Genomic DNA, 19045 nt, shown 5'->3' with positions numbered 1-19045 from the left:
GGGTTAGGGTGAGGGGTAAAAGGTCCTTACCAGCGATCTTTCAGCAGGTTCGGCTGAATCCCATTAATCAAATGGGTATTGCTGAACGGCTGTTTGATTCCCGCTTCAAATTCTTCGCGGAAATATTTGATGGCGCTCTGTAACGGCTCCACCGCACCAGGTGCGTGGGCACAGAAGGTTTTACCCGGGCCTAAGAATCGACACAGTTGCTCAAGTGTTTCGATATCTCCCGGCTGACCTTCGCCCCGCTCCAGCGCACGCAGAATTTTCACGCTCCACGGTAGACCGTCACGGCACGGTGTACACCAGCCGCAGGATTCACGGGCGAAAAACTCTTCCAGGTTACGCACCAGCGACACCATGTTAATCTCATGGTCAACCGCCATCGCCAGCGCCGTACCCAGACGGCTGCCCGCTTTACCGATGCTTTCGAATTCCATCGGCAGGTCAAGGTGCGCTTCGGTCAGGAAGTCGGTGCCCGCGCCGCCTGGCTGCCAGGCTTTGAATTTCAAGCCGTCACGCATACCACCGGCGTAATCTTCGAGGATCTCGCGTGCGGTAGTGCCGAACGGCAGTTCCCACAGACCCGGATTTTTCACCCGACCGGAGAAGCCCATCAGCTTGGTGCCAGCATCTTTACTTTTCGAGATGTTCTGATACCACTCCACGCCGTTAGCAAGGATTGCCGGAACGTTACACAGGGTTTCGACGTTGTTGACGCAGGTCGGTTTACCCCATGCGCCGGAGGTTGCCGGGAATGGCGGTTTTGAACGCGGGTTAGCGCGACGCCCTTCCAGGGAGTTGATTAACGCTGTTTCTTCACCGCAGATGTAGCGCCCTGCCCCGGTATGGACAAACAGTTCAAAATCAAAACCTGTTCCCATAATGTTTTTGCCAAGCAGACCTGCTTCGGTCGCTTCAGCAATGGCACGGCGCAGATTCACTGCTGCTTCAATATATTCGCCACGCAGGAAGATGTAGCCACGGTAAGCTTTCAGCGCAAACGCGGAGATGAGCATACCTTCCACCAGCAGGTGCGGCAGTTGTTCCATCAGCAGGCGGTCTTTATAGGTGCCCGGCTCCATTTCATCGGCGTTACACAGCAGGTAACGGATGTTCATGGATTCGTCTTTCGGCATCAGGCTCCACTTCAGGCCTGTAGAAAAGCCTGCACCGCCGCGCCCTTTCAGGCCGGAGTCTTTTACCTGAGTAACGATTTCGTCCGGAGAAAGTCCGGTCAGCGCCTTACGCGCCCCTTCGTAACCGTTTTTGCTGCGGTATTCATCCAGCCACACTGGCTGTTTATCATCACGCAGACGCCAGGTCAGCGGATGCGTTTCGGGAGTACGGATAATGTTTTTCATTTATACCGCTCCAGCAGTTCAGGGATCGCTTCCGGGGTCAGATGCGCGTGAGTATCCTCATCGATCATCATGTTTGGCCCTTTATCACAGTTCCCCAGGCAGCAGGTTGGCAGCAGCGTAAAGCGGCCGTCAAACGTCGTTTGCCCTGGTTTGATGTTCAGTTTTTTCTCCAGCGCCGCCTGAATGCCCTGGTAACCGTTGATGTGACAGACCACGCTGTCGCAATAACGGATCACATGGCGACCAACCGGCTGGCGGAAGATCTGGCTGTAGAATGTTGCCACGCCTTCGACATCGCTCGCCGGAATACCCAGAACGTCAGCGATCGCGTGGATCGCACCGTCCGGCACCCAGCCACGCTGTTTCTGAACGATCTTCAGGGCTTCAATGGACGCCGCACGCGGGTCTTCGTAGTGGTGCATCTCGTGCTCAATCGCTTCACGCTCTGCCGCACTCAGCTCAAAAGCCTCAGTTTGTGGTTGTTGATTCTCGTGCATAATTAGCGGTCCACATCTGACATAACAAAATCGATACTGCCCAGATAAACAATCAGGTCAGACACAAGGCTGCCACGGATCGCCGCCGGAATTTGCTGCAAATGCGCATAACTCGGCGTGCGGATACGGGTGCGATAACTCATGGTGCTGCCGTCGCTGGTCAAGTAGTAACTGTTGATCCCTTTAGTCGCCTCAATCATCTGGAAGGATTCATTGGCAGGCATCACCGGCCCCCACGATACTTGCAGGAAGTGGGTGATCAGGGTTTCGATATGTTGCAGCGTGCGCTCTTTCGGCGGCGGCGTAGTCAGCGGGTGATCCGCTTTGAACGGGCCTTCCGGCATGTTGTTGAGGCACTGCTCAAGAATGCGCAGACTCTGACGCAGCTCTTCCACTTTCAACATCACGCGGGTGTAGCAGTCAGAAACGCCACCGCCCACCGGGATTTCAAAGTCGAAGTTTTCATAGCCAGAATAAGGACGCGCCTTACGCACGTCGAAGTCGATCCCGGTGGCGCGCAGGCCAGCACCGGTGGTGCCCCACTCCAGCGCCTCTTTCGCGCCGTAGGCGGCAACGCCCTGGGAACGGCCTTTCAGAATGGTGTTTTGCAGCGCCGCTTTCTCGTAAGACGCCAGACGTTTCGGCATCCAGTCGAGGAATTCACGCAGCAGACGATCCCAGCCACGCGGCAGGTCGTGCGCTACGCCGCCAATGCGGAACCACGCCGGGTGCATACGGAAACCGGTTATCGCTTCTACCAGATCGTAGATTTTCTGCCGATCGGTAAAGGCGAAGAACACGGGCGTCATCGCGCCGACGTCCTGAATAAAGGTGGAAATGTACAGCAGGTGGCTGTTGATACGGAACAGTTCGGAGAGCATTACGCGAATCACGTTAACGCGATCCGGCACGGTAATTCCGGCCAGTTTCTCTACAGCCAGTACGTAAGGCATTTCGTTAACGCAGCCGCCGAGGTATTCGATACGGTCGGTGTAAGGAATATAGCTGTGCCAGGACTGGCGTTCGCCCATTTTCTCAGCGCCACGGTGGTGGTAGCCGATGTCTGGTACGCAGTCGACAATCTCTTCGCCGTCGAGTTGCAAAACGATACGGAAAGCCCCGTGCGCCGACGGGTGGTTCGGGCCGAGGTTGAGGAACATGAAGTCTTCGTTTTCGGTGCCGCGCTTCATCCCCCACTCTTCCGGTTTGAAGGTCAGGGCTTCCATCTCCAGATCCTGTTTGGCTTTGGTCAGCTCAAACGGCGAGAATTCGGTAGCGCGCGCCGGGTAATCTTTACGCAGCGGGTGACCTTTCCAGGTTTTCGGCATCATGATGCGGCGCAGGTTCGGGTGACCATCGAAAGTAATGCCAAACAGATCCCAGGTTTCACGCTCATACCAGTTGGCGTTCGGGAACAATTTGGTAAAGGTCGGTACGTGCAGGTCGTTTTCAGCCAGCGCCACCTTCAGCATGATGTCGCGGTTACGATCGATGGAAATCAGATGGTAGAAAACAGAAAAATCCGCAGCAGGTAGCCCTTCGCGGTGGGTGCGTAGACGTTCGTCCATGCCGTGTAAATCAAACAGCATGACGTAAGGTTTCGGCAGTTTCTTTAAGAAATCGCCAACTTCCAGTAATTGTTCACGCTTGATCCACACAACGGGAACCCCGGTGCGAGTCGCCTGAACAGTAAAGGCATCCGGCCCAAAACGGTTGCGCAGTTCGCCTATCACCGGATCATCAAGATGATCGCGGGTCTGCCAGGCGGGTTCTTGCGCGGTTAAGTCGGTCATATTGTTCACCATTGCATATGGTCCGTGGTGACTGTCGGCGTGGCTTCGCGCAATAGATTTAGGAATAAGCGAAGAAAATGCCTTTGCCGACAGGCGCAAATTAAATCTCGTCAGGGGTGCGCAGGTTGGTAACGGCAATGCGTTCACCGCGCTTGCGTTCGCGCTCTGATTGCATATTGGCGCGATAAACGCCCTGATCGCCAACGACCCAGGAGAGCGGGCGACGTTCTTTACCAATAGATTCCTGCAACAACATCAGTGCCTGCATATACGCTTCCGGACGCGGCGGACACCCCGGGATATACACATCAACCGGAATGAATTTATCAACGCCCTGTACAACGGAATAAATGTCGTACATACCACCGGAGTTGGCACAGGCTCCCATAGAGATAACCCATTTCGGCTCCAGCATCTGGTCATACAGACGCTGAATAACCGGTGCCATCTTGGTAAAGCAGGTTCCTGCCACCACCATCAGGTCAGCCTGACGCGGCGAAGCACGTAATACTTCTGCGCCAAAACGCGCCACGTCATGCACCGCAGTAAACGAGGTCACCATCTCAACGTAACAGCAGGAAAGACCGAAGTTATACGGCCAAATTGAGTTTTTACGACCCCAGTTAACCATGTCATTGAGCTTGCCCATAAACACGTTTTTGTTAACTTCTTGCTCCAGAGGGTCGGTTACGATCTCCTGCTTTTGCAGGGGGTAACGGTCGTTCTCACCGTTGGGATCTATGCGGGTGAGCGTATAATCCATCTTAATGCCTCGCGGTTAGCGTTGACGATTAGCGATACTGTTCGTTTCCGGGTTCATACGCTCGCGGCGAGAACGCGCGGGCGTCCAGTCCAGCGCGCCAATACGCACCAGATAAACCAGACCAGCCAGTAACACAAAAATAAAAATTGCCGCTTCTACAAAGCCAATCCAGCCGCTCTCGCGAATGGAGGTTGACCATGCGAACAGATACAGCGCCTCAACGTCGAAGATAACGAAGAACATGGCCACCAGATAAAACTTGGCAGACAGGCGTAAGCGGGCGGAGCCGACCGAGTCGATACCTGATTCAAACGGCACGTTTTTCGACCTCGCGCGTGCGCGACCGCCTAAAAACCAACCGCCTACCAGCATCAGGCAACACAGGCCAATGGCAACGATAAGAAAGATAGCGAATGCCCAGTGATGAGCGATGACTTCAGTGGATGTTGACATACTCATTGCTTACTCATCAAAAGTAGCGCCAGATTCACTGCTCTTCACGGCAGATGGACGCCACATCGATTCATGGGGAGGAATAAAAAAAACCTTACAATCACTGTAGAAACTATTTTATACAGCTAATTGATGTGGTCTTTTACTCCTTTCTATAACCTTTTGTCAACTTTAACAAAGGTTTCTTCACATTAATTTACATGATATCAACAACTTTTGCATTTAATGCCCTTTAGCCCCAGATTGTTGACAACTCCAGGAAAATTAGATGTTGTTGAATCGTGTCCGTTGTGAAGCAATGGAAAAAATACGGGTCTATTTTGACAGGAATTTGTGTCGATTCCTCCCCCCAAAAGAGAGTATTTTCTTGATCTGTGACACGCTTTTGTTAATCCATAACAAAAATACAGCAAAAATTTTACGCATTTTTTAACATCATTGTAGCAGGAGATTTTTTTCAGGCGATTTTTTGTTCGTCAGCGAGGAGAATGGCTGATGATTGAAAAATGAACGATTTTGTTCGTCGTAAGGAAAATTCTTAAGGATTTATTGTAAAAAAAGCCACTGACGTTTTATTCGTCACCAGTGGCTTATTTTTACAAACTTGTCATCAGAAATTGTTATTGCCGGACGATTATTCGTAATCCCCTTCTATCAACAGGGAATCGTCCCCCTCCTGGGTAGTCAGCGGGCTGTATTGCCATGGGTTGTGATAACTCTCCATCGCCTGGTATATAACCTGCGCCAACTCATTATTGCTGGATGGATCATAGCACAGCAAATATTCGGTATCTGGTAGTGGAGGTAAACCGTCTACCGCGCTCAAAACGCGCAGATCCGGACTCATCATCTCAACCGGTCTTGCCGTCACGCCAAGACCCGCTTTTACTGCAGCACGAACCGCCGGTAATGTGGAGGCAACATACGCCAGGCGCCATGGAATATCCGCTTTATTGAGCGTTGCCAGAACCATGTCACGGAACGGACTAGGATCATCCAGGAGCACAAGTGGGATCGGCTCGCCTTTTTGCAACACATATTCCGCAGCGCAATACCAGTGCGTAGGAGAAGTACGCAGGTTCAACGCCTTAAAGGTATCAGGGCGATGAGTGGTAACCATTAAATCCACTTCCTGGGACTTCAGCATTTCTGCCATATAGGCATTGCGCTTAACGCGGACATCCAGCGCAAGTTTCGGATAAACCGAACTTACGCGATTAAGCAGGAAAGGTAAGATCGTATCAGCAGATTCATCTGAAGCACCGATAGTTAACACGCCCTGAAGATTACTGAACATCAATGATGAGCAAGCCTCATCATTAAAACGCAGGATTTTCCTGGCGTAACCAAGAAGCTGAATGCCATGTTCAGTTAACAGTTTGTTGCGACCATGCCGAGCGAACAGTTCTTTCCCAACGAGTTGTTCCAGACGTTGCATTTGCTGGCTAACAGCGGACTGAGTACGACACACAGCGGCAGCTGCAGCAGCAAAAGTGTTCAGATCGGCAACAGCAACAAATGTTCTCAGCAGATCGAGGTCGAGGTTAATTATCGGACGATTTGCACTTATCATATATTATCACTTACTGGCGGCTCATACTGAGCTGGTTAATGCTGTGCACACACAAACAAGCAATTCCATTTGTAATGTGCCTCCCTGGCAGTTTCATCCGGAACCCGGATGAAAGTAAAAATGCATATGAGTTGCACTAAAAATGTGGCTCACATTGTTCCGTTATAATGCCTGAAGTAGATCACAGAATATATCTTCAGGGATCGCATATCTATTAAGTTACTCACTCTTTTCTATTTATGACATGCGCGAGTTTGTGTAAATGTAAATGTTGCTCCCTGCTCCTCTCCCTCGCAGCAGCGCGGCTAATACGTATACGCGTACAAACAGCAAGGATGAGACCGCATCAAAAGCAGGTGTTCCGTCATTAAAGCAGGCATTTTACCCTAAAACCCTTTTATTTATAAGGGTCATTGCGAATTATCTGATGCAAAGTTATGTTATGTTAGGCAAAGTAATCTTCTATTATTAATATGCACAACAAAACCTTTTTGAATATTAAATAATAATTAATTAGCATCACCCGCATTCATTAATTCCTCTTAACAATAATTACCCCCGTCATCACCTATACGACACATCGGCAATCACTACTCGTTAATTTTTCACTTATAACGAAAATATCATCAACACTTTATGTTCGTGATTTCTTAAGCCGAAGAAATTTTACGCATTTATCTGCCAGACAAAAAAACCATACAGCGAATTAATATTCAGAATAAATCACTACAAAACATCGCTTATTAAGTATATGCATCTTATTATTTTGCGATAATTAAGTTATTAACAGCACAATTCCTCTTTCTCTGCTAGCAAAATCTTGTTCTGCAGAACTTCAAAACGCCGCCCTGGGAGAGTACATTGTTCTAAGCTGACTTCCACGGCAGGGAGTGGCGATAACAGCAAAAAGGTCAAGATTCATGTCCCCCATTGAAAAATCCAGCAAATTAGAGAATGTCTGTTACGACATCCGTGGTCCGGTGCTGAAAGAAGCAAAACGCCTGGAAGAAGAAGGTAACAAAGTACTGAAACTGAACATCGGCAATCCAGCGCCGTTCGGTTTTGACGCACCCGATGAGATCCTGGTTGACGTGATACGCAACCTCCCGACAGCTCAGGGCTATTGCGATTCCAAAGGCCTTTATTCCGCGCGTAAAGCCATCATGCAGCACTACCAGGCTCGTGGTATGCGTGATGTTACCGTGGAAGATATTTACATTGGCAATGGTGTATCAGAGCTTATCGTTCAGGCAATGCAGGCATTGCTGAACAGTGGGGACGAAATGTTGGTTCCTGCGCCTGATTACCCTCTATGGACAGCGGCAGTTTCGCTCTCCGGCGGTAAAGCAGTGCACTATCTTTGCGATGAATCCTCTGACTGGTTCCCGGATCTCGATGACATTCGCGCCAAAATTACGCCACGCACGCGCGGCATTGTTATTATCAACCCGAACAACCCAACCGGCGCAGTATATTCCAAAGAGCTTTTGATGGAGATTGTGGAGATTGCGCGTCAACATAATCTCATTATCTTCGCCGATGAAATTTACGACAAAATCCTCTATGACGACGCAGAGCATCACTCGATTGCGCCGTTAGCTCCTGACCTGCTGACCATTACCTTTAACGGGTTGTCGAAAACGTATCGCGTCGCTGGCTTCCGTCAGGGCTGGATGGTGCTGAACGGGCCGAAAAAACACGCCAAAGGCTACATCGAAGGTCTGGAAATGCTGGCCTCAATGCGACTGTGCGCCAACGTTCCCGCGCAACACGCAATACAAACCGCACTCGGCGGCTATCAGAGTATCAGCGAGTTTATCATGCCGGGTGGACGTCTTTACGAGCAGCGTAATCGCGCCTGGGAATTGATTAACGACATTCCAGGCGTTTCCTGCGTGAAGCCGCGCGGCGCACTGTACATGTTCCCGAAAATCGACGCCAAACGCTTTAATATTCACGACGATCAGAAGATGGTACTGGATTTCCTGTTACAGGAAAAAGTTCTGCTGGTACAAGGAACTGCATTTAACTGGCCGTGGCCGGATCACTTCCGCATTGTCACGCTTCCGCGTGTTGATGATATCGAACTGTCCTTGAGCAAGTTCGCTCGTTTCCTTTCCGGTTATCATCAGTTGTAATCTTAAATTCACTGCCGGAGATTGCATCCGGCAGTGTTATCCCTCCACAATGGCCTCAGGATGTCATCACTCGTAAGGTCACTATGAAACAGAGCCATTTTTTTGCCCACCTCTCCCGCCTGAAACTCATTAACCGCTGGCCGCTAATGCGCAACGTGCGGACGGAAAATGTGTCCGAACACAGTTTGCAGGTAGCGATGGTCGCCCATGCGCTGGCAGCCATCAAGAATCGCAAATTTGGCGGACAGGTGAATGCAGAACGCATCGCACTGCTGGCGATGTACCACGATGCCTCTGAAGTTCTCACTGGCGATCTTCCTACTCCGGTGAAATACTTCAACTCGCAAATCGCCCAGGAATATAAAGCCATTGAGAAAATCGCTCAGCAAAAACTTGTCGATATGGTTCCTGAGGAGTTGCGGGATATCTTTGCGCCTTTAATCGATGAGAATGCGTATAGCGATGAAGAAAAGTCACTGGTTAAACAGGCGGATGCGCTGTGTGCGTATCTGAAATGCCTTGAAGAACTCGCAGCCGGAAATAATGAATTTTTGCTGGCAAAAACGCGGCTGGAAGCGACGCTTGAAGCGCGCCGCAGCCAGGAGATGGACTACTTCATGGAAGTATTTGTTCCCAGCTTCCATCTTTCGCTCGATGAGATTAGCCAGGATTCACCGCTGTAAGCAGCCAGATACCAGCCGACACAGCCTGATAAGACGCGCCAGCGTCGCATCAGGCAATAAGCGACGGATGCGACATCAGGCTCTCGTCAAAATGGAAACAGCATCGGGATCATCACCACACAAACCGCCATCACGATAATGGTGAACGGTACACCCAGCTTCACAAAGTCACTGAAGCTGTAATTCCCCGGACCTAAAACCAGTGTGTTAACGGGCGAAGAAACTGGCGTCATAAAAGCGGCGGATGCAGCCATCGCCACGACCATTGCGAACGGATAAGGTGATACGCCCATTGTTTTTGCGGCAGCCAGCGCAATCGGAGCCATCAACACCGCCGTCGCGGTATTAGAGATAAATAACCCAATAACCGCCGACAAGACAAACAAACAGACCAGCATCATATGCGGTCCGTAACCGCCGCCGATGTCCATCAGTCCTTTTACCGCCAGCGCAACACCTCCGGTTTTCTGTAATGCTACAGCAAACGGCATCATCCCAACGATCAAAATAATGCTCGGCCAGTGAATGGATTTATAGGCGCTTTCGGCATCGATACAGCGGAATTTCCCCATTAGCAGGCAGGCAATGATAGCGGCAACAGGGTTAGGAATTTCATCGGTTAGCATTAAGGCCACCATCAACACCAGACAAAAAATGGCATGGGGTGCCTGGCTGTGTGCGGGCGATGCCTCACTCACTTCTTCCGGTAAATTCAGCGCCACAAAATCGCGCCCCTGTTTTGCCAGCATACCGATCAGTTTCCAGTTACCGACCACCAGAATGATATCGCCCAGCAGCAGAGGCTCATCCGCCAGCGAACCTTCCAGCGCCACGCCATTGCGTTTCAGCCCCACGACATTCAGCCCGTAGCGAGTACGAAAGCCAATTTCGCGCACCGATTTACCAATAAGCTCTGACTCAGGAATTAATGAAATCTCCGCCATGCCAACATCAAGAGCCTGATCGGAAAAATACTCACCGCGCAAAACCATCGGCTCCAGCAATTGCTCACTGCAAAATTGCCGGAGATCGACATCAGCCGCTGACATATCGATTAGCAAAACGTCACGCGCACGAAATTCAGAAACCCCGTTCACATTCACAATAACACGACGAAAACGACGCCAGCGTTCAACACCAATGACATTTGCGCCATAGCGTTCACGCAATTTAAGGTCGTCCAGTCGTTGCCCAATCATCGGCGAACCGGGGCGAATAGCCAGACGGCGCGCACGTCCGGTAAGACGGTATTCACGAATAAGATCGCGGAAGGTGCGACGCGTCCAGCCTTCGCGCTGCGGGGTCTGGGAATCCCCTTTCAGCATAAAACGCATCACCAGCATGTATAAGATGCCGAGTACCAATACGACCAGGCCGATAGGCGTTACGCTAAAGAAACTAAACCCGTGATAACCTTCGCGTAGCAGTTCACTGTTCACCACCAGGTTAGGCGGCGTCGCCACCAGCGTCATCATGCCGCTAATCAACCCGGCAAAACTCAGCGGCATCATCAGGCGCGACGGCGACGTTTGCATACGCATGGCAACGCTTAACACCACGGGAATAAAGATAGCGACGACGCCAGTTGAACTCATAAATGCGCCAAGACCCGCAACAGTTAACATCAGTAAAACCAGCATTTTGATTTCACTGTTGCCTGCTACTTTAACCAGCCATGTCCCCATCGCGGTTGCAACGCCGGTACGGACTAAACCATCACCAATAATAAACAGGGCGGCGATCAGCACAACGTTGGGATCGGAAAAGCCGGAAAAAACTTCGGGAACCGTCAGCGTTCCGCTTAATGCAAACGCGACAATAACAAACAAAGCGACCGCATCCATACGCACTCTGCCTGTAGCGAACAGGACTATGGCAACGGCCAGTAATGAGAGAACCCAGATCAATTCACCGTTCACAACTTATCCTTGTTAATTGAGGGGGATGGCTTGATTCTGCCACAAAAAAGCCCCGACGAGACGGGGCTAAATCATGATTAGGTGTTTCACGAAATAATAACATCGCCATTTGGCTGTTTGGTCACAGTAATTTGCTCCAGACTATGGAGAACCAAATCTACCTCATTCAGACGTGGAGTGTCTGCCGGGGCATTAACCGCAATAACATGGCATCCCGCCGCCAGGCCTGAAAGCACACCTGCGGGAGCATCTTCCACCACCACGCATTCGTGTGGTGCAAGCCCCAGCAGTTGCGCGCCTAACAGATATGCATCAGGCTCTGGTTTTCCACGTTTCACCCGCTCCGCAGTAACAAATACTTCCGGTGCGGGAAGTCCGGCTATTTTGTGGCGGGCTCGAGCAACTGGCATAGAACCAGAAGTGACAATTGCCCATGGAATACCCGCTTTATTCAAATGATTGAGCAAAGCTATCGCCCCAGGTAGTGCGGAGATCCCTTCGGTTTCCGTAGCCTCGATTTGCTCCAGACGCGTAAACTCTGCAGCAATTTCCGCCTCCGATTTCCCCACCATAAAATGGCGCAGAGACGTTATTGCCTGTTTACCGTGAATAAACGCCAGCACTTCTTCCGGCGTTAATCCATGGCGTCTCGCCCAGTTGCTCCACGCCCGCTCTACCGCAGGCAGGGAGTCCACCAGCGTACCATCAAGATCAAACAGAAAACCTTTGCACCGCACGCTAGCCTCCTCAGGCATTAATGATTTGATTAATTTCGTTAGTGCTCAGATGATACTGACGCGGGCAAGAATGCCAGACGTTCAACATGCGTTGATATTTCTCCCACATTGGTGTCTGAGCATTAAAGCCGTGAGTCCCGGCATCAAAATGGGTGTAACGCCCTTCAACATTAACCATAAAGCGTACATAACCGAGATAACGCGCTTCAGTAGCGGCGTCGAAGCCGAGGAAGGTGACACGGCGTTCATCGATAGCTTGTTGATCCTGCAAATTAGACCAGGAAACATGCAGTGCGTGATACATCTCCATAATGTCGATGATAGTGCGGCAAGTTTCTTCTTTCAGCTCGCCAAACTCACGATCCAGTTCGCGCATCTGCAATCCATAACCACGCTCAATGATTGTTTGCAGGCGACGGTAACGTTCAGCATTTGCCGGATCGAGCATTGTCATCATTTTGTACTGGTTAGACAAAATAAGACGTTGCGCGTTGGTCATTTCCATTGTTGACTCCTGTATCACTTTACTACGGTGAAAAAAAAGAAGGCCGATGTCTGCCTTCTTTTATATGCGTAATCAGGGGTCAATTACAAATCATCAAGGAAAGTTTTATCCAGTTGTTTGAAGGCGCGCTTAAGCGTGTCAGCTAATGCCTGATAGTCAGGCTTGCCTTCTACGGGTGCTAATGCTTGCCCGGCCTCCTGCAATTTACCACGAACCTCATAAAACCAACTCAGGATCGCCGGCGGTAATGGCGTAATAGAACGTTTGCCCAGCCACCACAGCCCCTGCATCGGCAAACTCAGGGCGAACAGTGCAGTAGCAACAGCCGGCCCAAGCTGACCGCCTAGTGCAATTTGCCAGCAGAGAGTGAACACAGCAATCGGCGGCATAAAACGAATCGCATAGCGCGTCATCTTGATGACGCGATTTTCAACAAAGACCGGGGCAAGGCGTTTTTCCAGCGGCCACGTCTTTGAGTAATGCTGTCCCCGGCGAAACAAGCTAAAAAAATTAACAGAACGATTATCCGGCGTTGACATGCTTCACCTCAACTTCACATATAAAGATTCAAAAATTTGTGCAAATTCACAACTCAGCGGGACAACGTTCAAAACATTTTGTCTTCCATACCCACTATCAGGTATCCTTTAGCAGCCTGAAGGCCTAAGTAGTACATATTCATTGAGTCGTCAAATTCATATACATTATGCCATTGGCTGAAAATTACGCAAAATGGCATAGACTCAAGATATTTATTCCATCATGCAAAAAAAATTTGCAGTGCATGATGTTAATCATAAATGTCGGTGTCATCATGCGCTACGCTCTATGGCTCCCTGACGTTTTTTTAGCCACGTATCAATTATAGGTACTTCCATGTCGAGTAAGTTAGTACTGGTTCTGAACTGCGGTAGTTCTTCACTGAAATTTGCAATCATCGATGCTGTAAATGGTGAAGAGTACCTTTCTGGTTTAGCCGAATGTTTCCACCTGCCCGAAGCACGCATCAAATGGAAAATGGACGGCAATAAACAAGAAGCGGCTTTAGGTGCAGGCGCCGCTCACAGCGAAGCGCTCAACTTTATCGTTAATAATATTCTGGCACAAAAACCAGAACTTTCTGCGCAGCTAACCGCTATCGGTCACCGTATCGTACACGGCGGCGAGAAGTATACCAGCTCCGTAGTGATCGATGAGTCTGTTATTCAGGGTATCAAAGATGCGGCTTCTTTTGCACCGCTGCACAACCCGGCTCACCTGATCGGTATCGAAGAAGCTCTGAAATCTTTCCCGCAGCTGAAAGACAAAAACGTTGCTGTATTTGACACTGCGTTCCACCAGACTATGCCGGAAGAGTCTTACCTCTACGCCCTGCCGTACAACCTGTACAAAGAGCACGGCATCCGTCGTTACGGCGCGCACGGCACCAGCCACTTCTATGTAACCCAGGAAGCGGCAAAAATGCTGAACAAACCGGTAGAAGAGCTGAACATCATCACCTGCCACCTGGGCAACGGTGGTTCCGTTTCTGCTATCCGCAACGGTAAATGCGTTGACACCTCTATGGGTCTGACCCCGCTGGAAGGTCTGGTAATGGGTACTCGCTCTGGCGATATCGACCCGGCTATCATCTTCCACCTGCACGACACCCTGGGCATGAGCGTTGACGCAATCAACAAAATGCTGACCAAAGAGTCTGGCCTGCTGGGTCTGACTGAAGTCACCAGCGACTGCCGCTATGTTGAAGACAACTACGCGACTAAAGAAGACGCGAAGCGCGCAATGGACGTTTACTGCCACCGTCTGGCGAAATACATCGGTGCATACACTGCACTGATGGATGGCCGTCTGGACGCTGTTGTATTCACCGGTGGTATCGGTGAAAATGCCGCGATGGTTCGTGAACTGTCTCTGGGCAAACTGGGCGTGCTGGGCTTTGAAGTTGATCATGAACGCAACCTGGCTGCACGTTTCGGCAAATCTGGTTTCATCAACAAAGAAGGCACCCGCCCTGCTGTTGTGATCCCAACCAACGAAGAGCTGGTTATCGCGCAAGACGCCTGCCGCCTGACCGCCTAATTCCACACCGCCAGCCCTGCTGGCGGTGCTGTTTTGTAACCCGCCAAACCGGCGGTAACGAAAGAGGATAAACCGTGTCCCGTATTATTATGCTGATCCCTACCGGAACCAGCGTCGGTCTGACCAGCGTCAGTCTTGGCGTGATCCGTGCAATGGAACGCAAAGGCGTTCGTCTGAGCGTTTTCAAACCTATCGCTCAGCCGCGTACCGGTGGCGATGCGCCCGATCAGACAACGACTATTGTGCGTGCGAATTCTTCCACCACGACAGCCGCTGAACCGCTGAAAATGAGTTACGTTGAAGGTCTGCTTTCCAGCAATAAAAAAGATGTGCTGATGGAAGAGATCGTCGCGAACTACCACGCTAACACCAAAGACGCTGAAGTGGTTCTGGTTGAAGGTCTGGTCCCGACACGTAAGCACCAATTTGCCCAGTCTCTGAACTACGAAATCGCTAAAACGCTGAACGCGGAAATCGTCTTCGTCATGTCTCAGGGCACTGACACCCCGGAACAGCTGAAAGAGCGTATCGAACTGACCCGCAACAGCTTCGGCGGTGCCAAAAACACCAACATCACCGGCGTTATCGTTAACAAACTGAATGCACCGGTTGATGAACAGGGTCGTACTCGCCCGGATCTGTCCGAGATTTTCGACGACTCTTCCAAAGCTAAAGTCAACAACGTCGATCCGGCGAAGCTGCAAGAATCCAGCCCGCTGCCGGTTCTCGGCGCTGTGCCGTGGAGCTTTGATCTGATCGCAACCCGTGCGATCGATATGGCGCGTCACCTGAATGCGACCATCATCAACGAAGGCGACATCAACACTCGCCGCGTTAAATCCGTCACTTTCTGCGCACGCAGCATTCCGCACATGCTGGAGCACTTCCGTGCTGGTTCTCTGCTGGTGACTTCCGCAGACCGTCCTGACGTGCTGGTTGCCGCTTGCCTGGCTGCAATGAACGGCGTAGAGATCGGTGCCCTGCTGCTGACTGGCGGCTACGAAATGGACGCGCGCATTTCTAAACTGTGCGAACGTGCTTTCGCTACCGGCCTGCCGGTATTTATGGTGAACACCAACACCTGGCAGACTTCTCTGAGCCTGCAGAGCTTCAACCTGGAAGTTCCGGTTGACGATCACGAGCGTATCGAGAAAGTTCAGGAATATGTTGCTAACTACATCAACGCTGACTGGATCGATTCTCTGACTGCCACTTCCGAGCGCAGCCGTCGTCTGTCTCCGCCGGCGTTCCGTTATCAGCTGACCGAACTGGCGCGCAAAGCGGGCAAACGTATCGTTCTGCCGGAAGGCGACGAACCGCGTACCGTTAAAGCAGCCGCTATCTGTGCTGAACGTGGTATCGCAACTTGCGTACTGCTGGGTAACCCGGCAGAGATCAACCGCGTTGCCGCGTCTCAGGGCGTAGAACTGGGCGCAGGCATTGAAATCGTTGATCCAGAAGTGGTTCGCGAAAGCTATGTTGCTCGTCTGGTCGAGCTGCGTAAGAACAAAGGCATGACCGAAACCGTTGCCCGCGAACAGCTGGAAGACAACGTGGTTCTCGGTACGCTGATGCTGGAACAGGATGAAGTTGATGGTCTGGTTTCCGGTGCTGTCCACACCACCGCAAACACCATCCGTCCGCCACTGCAGCTGATCAAAACTGCACCGGGCAGCTCTCTGGTATCTTCCGTGTTCTTCATGCTGCTGCCGGAACAGGTTTACGTTTACGGTGACTGTGCGATCAACCCGGATCCGACCGCAGAACAGCTGGCAGAAATTGCGATTCAGTCCGCAGATTCCGCCGCTGCCTTCGGTATCGAACCGCGTGTTGCTATGCTCTCCTACTCCACCGGTACTTCTGGTGCAGGTAGCGACGTAGAAAAAGTTCGCGAAGCAACTCGTCTGGCGCAGGAAAAACGTCCTGACCTGATGATCGACGGTCCGCTGCAGTACGACGCTGCGGTAATGGCTGACGTTGCGAAATCTAAAGCACCGAACTCTCCGGTTGCAGGTCGCGCTACCGTGTTCATCTTCCCGGATCTGAACACCGGTAACACCACCTACAAAGCGGTACAGCGTTCTGCCGACCTGATCTCCATCGGGCCGATGCTGCAGGGTATGCGCAAGCCAGTTAACGACCTGTCCCGTGGCGCTCTGGTTGACGACATCGTCTATACCATCGCGCTGACTGCGATTCAGTCTGCACAGCAGCAGTAATCTCGTCATCATCCGCAGCCTTACGCTGCGGATATCTGAACCGGAAATAGTCACTATTTCCGGTTTTTTATTCTCTTAATTTGCATTACTCCTTTCTGATTATCTTGCTTAACTGCGCTGCATCAATGAATTGCGCCATATCACTTTGCATACTTACCACTTTGTCTTGTGCAAGGGAAAATTTGCGCTATGTCCGCAATAACTGAATCCAAACCAACCAGAAGATGGGCAATGCCCGATACGCTGGTGATTATCTTTTTTGTCGCTATTTTAACCAGCCTCGCCACATGGGTTGTTCCGGTGGGGATGTTTGACAGTCAGGAAGTGCAGTACCAGGTTGATGGTCAGACGAAAACACGCAAAGTCGTAGACCCTCACTCATTTCGCATTCTGACCAACGAGGCCGGCGAACCTGAGTATCATCGCGTACAACTGTTCACGACCGGAGATGAACGTCCAGGCCTGATGAACTTCCCGTTTGAAGGGTTAACCTCCGGATCGAAATACGGGACAGCCGTTGGCATCATCATGTTTATGCTGGTGATTGGCGGTGCATTTGGCATCGTGATGCGTACAGGAACCATTGATAACGGCATCCTGGCGCTTATCCGCCATACACGAGGGAATGAAATTCTCTTTATTCCGGCGCTGTTTATTCTCTTTTCGCTCGGTGGTGCGGTGTTCGGCATGGGAGAAGAGGCTGTCGCCTTTGCCATCATCATTGCCCCGCTAATGGTACGACTGGGTTATGACAGTATTACTACCGTCCTGGTGACCTATATCGCCACGCAAATCGGTTTTGCCAGCTCGTGGATGAACCCGTTCTGCGTGGTTGTCGCCCAGGGGATTGCTGGCGTTCCGGTGCTTTCCGGCTCCGGCCTGCGCATTGTAGTGTGGGTTATCGCGACTCTGATTGGCCTGATCTTTACCATGGTTTATGCCTCACGAGTGAAAAAGAATCCTCTTCTGTCACGCGTGCATGAGTCCGACCGCTTCTTTCGTGAAAAGCAGGCTGATGTTGAACAACGTCCATTTACCTTTGGTGACTGGCTGGTATTGATTGTCCTGACCGCCGTGATGGTCTGGGTAATTTGGGGCGTGATCGTTAATGCATGGTTTATTCCAGAAATCGCCAGCCAGTTCTTCACTATGGGGCTGGTGATTGGCATCATCGGCGTTGTCTTCCGTCTTAACGGCATGACGGTAAATACCATGGCTTCATCCTTTACCGAAGGCGCGCGAATGATGATCGCCCCTGCCCTGCTGGTAGGTTTCGCCAAAGGGATTTTGCTGCTGGTGGGTAACGGTGAAGCTGGTGAGGCCAGCGTGCTGAATACTATCCTCAACAGCATTGCCAATGCCATTAGCGGTCTGGATAACGCGGTCGCGGCCTGGTTTATGTTGCTCTTCCAGGCGGTATTTAATTTCTTCGTGACATCCGGTTCTGGTCAGGCTGCGCTAACCATGCCATTACTGGCACCGCTTGGCGATCTGGTCGGTGTTAACCGCCAGGTTACCGTGCTGGCATTCCAGTTCGGCGATGGCTTCAGTCACATCATTTACCCGACCTCGGCGTCGTTAATGGCCACGCTCGGTGTTTGCCGGGTGGACTTCCGTAACTGGGTGAAAGTGGGTGCGACACTGCTTGGACTGCTGTTTATTATGTCCAGCGTGGTGGTGATAGGCGCTCAGTTAATGGGCTACCATTAAAAATGTTAAGAGCCGCAATTGCGGCTCTTTTTTATTCTGCCGTTTCAGTCTCTACGGCTTCATTTTTGGCATTGCGCTTCATCCACAACGCCAGTGCTTTCAGCGAGTCTGGAGTGAACTCATCGCAACGTGCGGTGATTTCTTCCGGCGTTAGCCAGCAAACTTCACTGACTTCATCTTCCTGGAGGGCGAATGGACCGTGAGAGACACAACTGAACAGCGCGCCCCAGACACGGCAATTTTTATCTTCGAAATAGAACTGCCCGTGCTCGGCAAAGGGGACACCGGCAATGCCCAACTCTTCTTCCGCTTCGCGACGTGCGGATTCCAGCAGTTGCTCATCGGCCTGGACCACACCACCAGCGGTCGCATCTAACATGCCGGGTAAAAAGTCTTTTGTCTCGGTACGACGCTGCACAAGAATTTTGCCCATGCCATCATGCACGACAATATAAGTTGCACGATGACGCAGACACTGTGCCCGCATTTGTTCCCGGCTGGCTTGTGCAATGACTTCGTTCTCTTCATTGACAATATCCACCCATTCAGTACTTGCCAAACGACGCTGTTCCATTATCAGGAAACCTTCTTTTTCTGGCGCTCTTACGGCGC

Annotated in this window: 16 protein-coding genes; 5 read left to right on the top strand and 11 right to left on the bottom strand. The window is 51.1% G+C overall.

The genetic code is table 11. From position 1 onward, the window contains the following. Positions 1-26 precede the first annotated feature (26 nt). The 6 genes from nuoF to lrhA all read right to left on the bottom strand — a co-directional run bounded on the left by nuoF (position 27) and on the right by lrhA (position 6443). Positions 27-1364, bottom strand: coding sequence for an NADH-quinone oxidoreductase subunit NuoF (gene nuoF, locus FC814_RS05670; RefSeq protein WP_137325629.1), 1338 nt, complete (start codon positions 1362-1364; stop codon positions 27-29). Then, on the bottom strand, positions 1361-1861 hold the full coding sequence (gene nuoE, locus FC814_RS05665) for an NADH-quinone oxidoreductase subunit NuoE (RefSeq protein WP_000545042.1): 501 nt from the start codon (positions 1859-1861) through the stop codon (positions 1361-1363). The genes nuoF and nuoE overlap by 4 nt, the downstream gene beginning before the upstream one ends. A gap of 2 nt (positions 1862-1863) precedes the next feature. After that, positions 1864-3666: an NADH-quinone oxidoreductase subunit C/D gene (gene nuoC, locus FC814_RS05660; protein WP_137325628.1), complete on the bottom strand. Its 1803-nt coding sequence runs from the start codon at positions 3664-3666 to the stop codon at positions 1864-1866. Positions 3667-3754: 88 nt separating this feature from the next. Next, positions 3755-4417: an NADH-quinone oxidoreductase subunit NuoB gene (gene nuoB, locus FC814_RS05655; protein ID WP_000386733.1), complete on the bottom strand. Its 663-nt coding sequence runs from the start codon at positions 4415-4417 to the stop codon at positions 3755-3757. 15 nt (positions 4418-4432) lie between these two features. Then, the gene (gene nuoA, locus FC814_RS05650) at positions 4433-4876 is read right to left on the bottom strand and encodes an NADH-quinone oxidoreductase subunit NuoA (protein ID WP_000062994.1); all 444 of its coding nucleotides are present in this window, start codon (positions 4874-4876) and stop codon (positions 4433-4435) included. 628 nt (positions 4877-5504) lie between these two features. Then, on the bottom strand, positions 5505-6443 hold the full coding sequence (lrhA, locus tag FC814_RS05645) for a transcriptional regulator LrhA (RefSeq protein ID WP_000622296.1): 939 nt from the start codon (positions 6441-6443) through the stop codon (positions 5505-5507). Positions 6444-7363: 920 nt separating this feature from the next. Here lrhA and alaA point away from each other — a divergent pair. Both alaA and yfbR read left to right on the top strand, forming a co-directional pair. Continuing rightward, positions 7364-8581: an alanine transaminase AlaA gene (gene alaA, locus FC814_RS05640; RefSeq protein ID WP_000074519.1), complete on the top strand. Its 1218-nt coding sequence runs from the start codon at positions 7364-7366 to the stop codon at positions 8579-8581. 83 nt (positions 8582-8664) lie between these two features. Next, complete coding sequence (yfbR, locus tag FC814_RS05635; protein WP_000813872.1) at positions 8665-9264, top strand: 5'-deoxynucleotidase; 600 nt, start codon at positions 8665-8667, stop codon at positions 9262-9264. A gap of 86 nt (positions 9265-9350) precedes the next feature. On the opposite strand, the gene FC814_RS05630 is transcribed toward yfbR, so the two are convergent. The 4 genes from FC814_RS05630 to yfbV all read right to left on the bottom strand — a co-directional run bounded on the left by FC814_RS05630 (position 9351) and on the right by yfbV (position 12964). Continuing rightward, positions 9351-11183: an SLC13 family permease gene (locus FC814_RS05630; protein ID WP_001012872.1), complete on the bottom strand. Its 1833-nt coding sequence runs from the start codon at positions 11181-11183 to the stop codon at positions 9351-9353. Between the two features lie 86 nt (positions 11184-11269). After that, a complete protein-coding gene (hxpA, locus tag FC814_RS05625) occupies positions 11270-11920 on the bottom strand; it encodes a hexitol phosphatase HxpA (protein WP_001203421.1) in 651 nt (216 codons plus the stop codon). Positions 11921-11930: 10 nt separating this feature from the next. Next, a complete protein-coding gene (locus FC814_RS05620; RefSeq protein WP_000426118.1) occupies positions 11931-12425 on the bottom strand; it encodes a YfbU family protein in 495 nt (164 codons plus the stop codon). 83 nt (positions 12426-12508) lie between these two features. Next, positions 12509-12964 carry a terminus macrodomain insulation protein YfbV gene (gene yfbV, locus FC814_RS05615; RefSeq protein ID WP_000106624.1) on the bottom strand — a complete coding sequence of 152 codons (456 nt, stop codon included), beginning with the start codon at positions 12962-12964 and terminating at the stop codon, positions 12509-12511. A gap of 337 nt (positions 12965-13301) precedes the next feature. On the opposite strand from yfbV, the gene ackA reads away from it, so the two are divergent. The 3 genes from ackA (at position 13302) to yfcC (ending at position 18433) form a co-directional block, all read left to right on the top strand. Then, complete coding sequence (gene ackA / locus FC814_RS05610) at positions 13302-14504, top strand: acetate kinase (protein ID WP_000095696.1); 1203 nt, start codon at positions 13302-13304, stop codon at positions 14502-14504. Positions 14505-14578: 74 nt separating this feature from the next. Then, positions 14579-16723: a phosphate acetyltransferase gene (gene pta / locus FC814_RS05605; protein ID WP_016158687.1), complete on the top strand. Its 2145-nt coding sequence runs from the start codon at positions 14579-14581 to the stop codon at positions 16721-16723. 189 nt (positions 16724-16912) lie between these two features. Continuing rightward, on the top strand, positions 16913-18433 hold the full coding sequence (gene yfcC / locus FC814_RS05600) for a putative basic amino acid antiporter YfcC (protein ID WP_001274494.1): 1521 nt from the start codon (positions 16913-16915) through the stop codon (positions 18431-18433). Positions 18434-18464: 31 nt separating this feature from the next. On the opposite strand, the gene yfcD is transcribed toward yfcC, so the two are convergent. Then, the gene (gene yfcD / locus FC814_RS05595) at positions 18465-19007 is read right to left on the bottom strand and encodes an NUDIX hydrolase YfcD (RefSeq protein ID WP_000437935.1); all 543 of its coding nucleotides are present in this window, start codon (positions 19005-19007) and stop codon (positions 18465-18467) included. Positions 19008-19045: the final 38 nt, after the last annotated feature.

Source organism: Escherichia sp. MR (assembly GCF_005280595.1).
In the GTDB taxonomy this organism is placed as follows: domain Bacteria; phylum Pseudomonadota; class Gammaproteobacteria; order Enterobacterales; family Enterobacteriaceae; genus Escherichia; species Escherichia ruysiae.
Note: the sequence above shows the minus strand (reverse complement) of the source record. Positions and strands in the feature narration are given on the sequence as shown.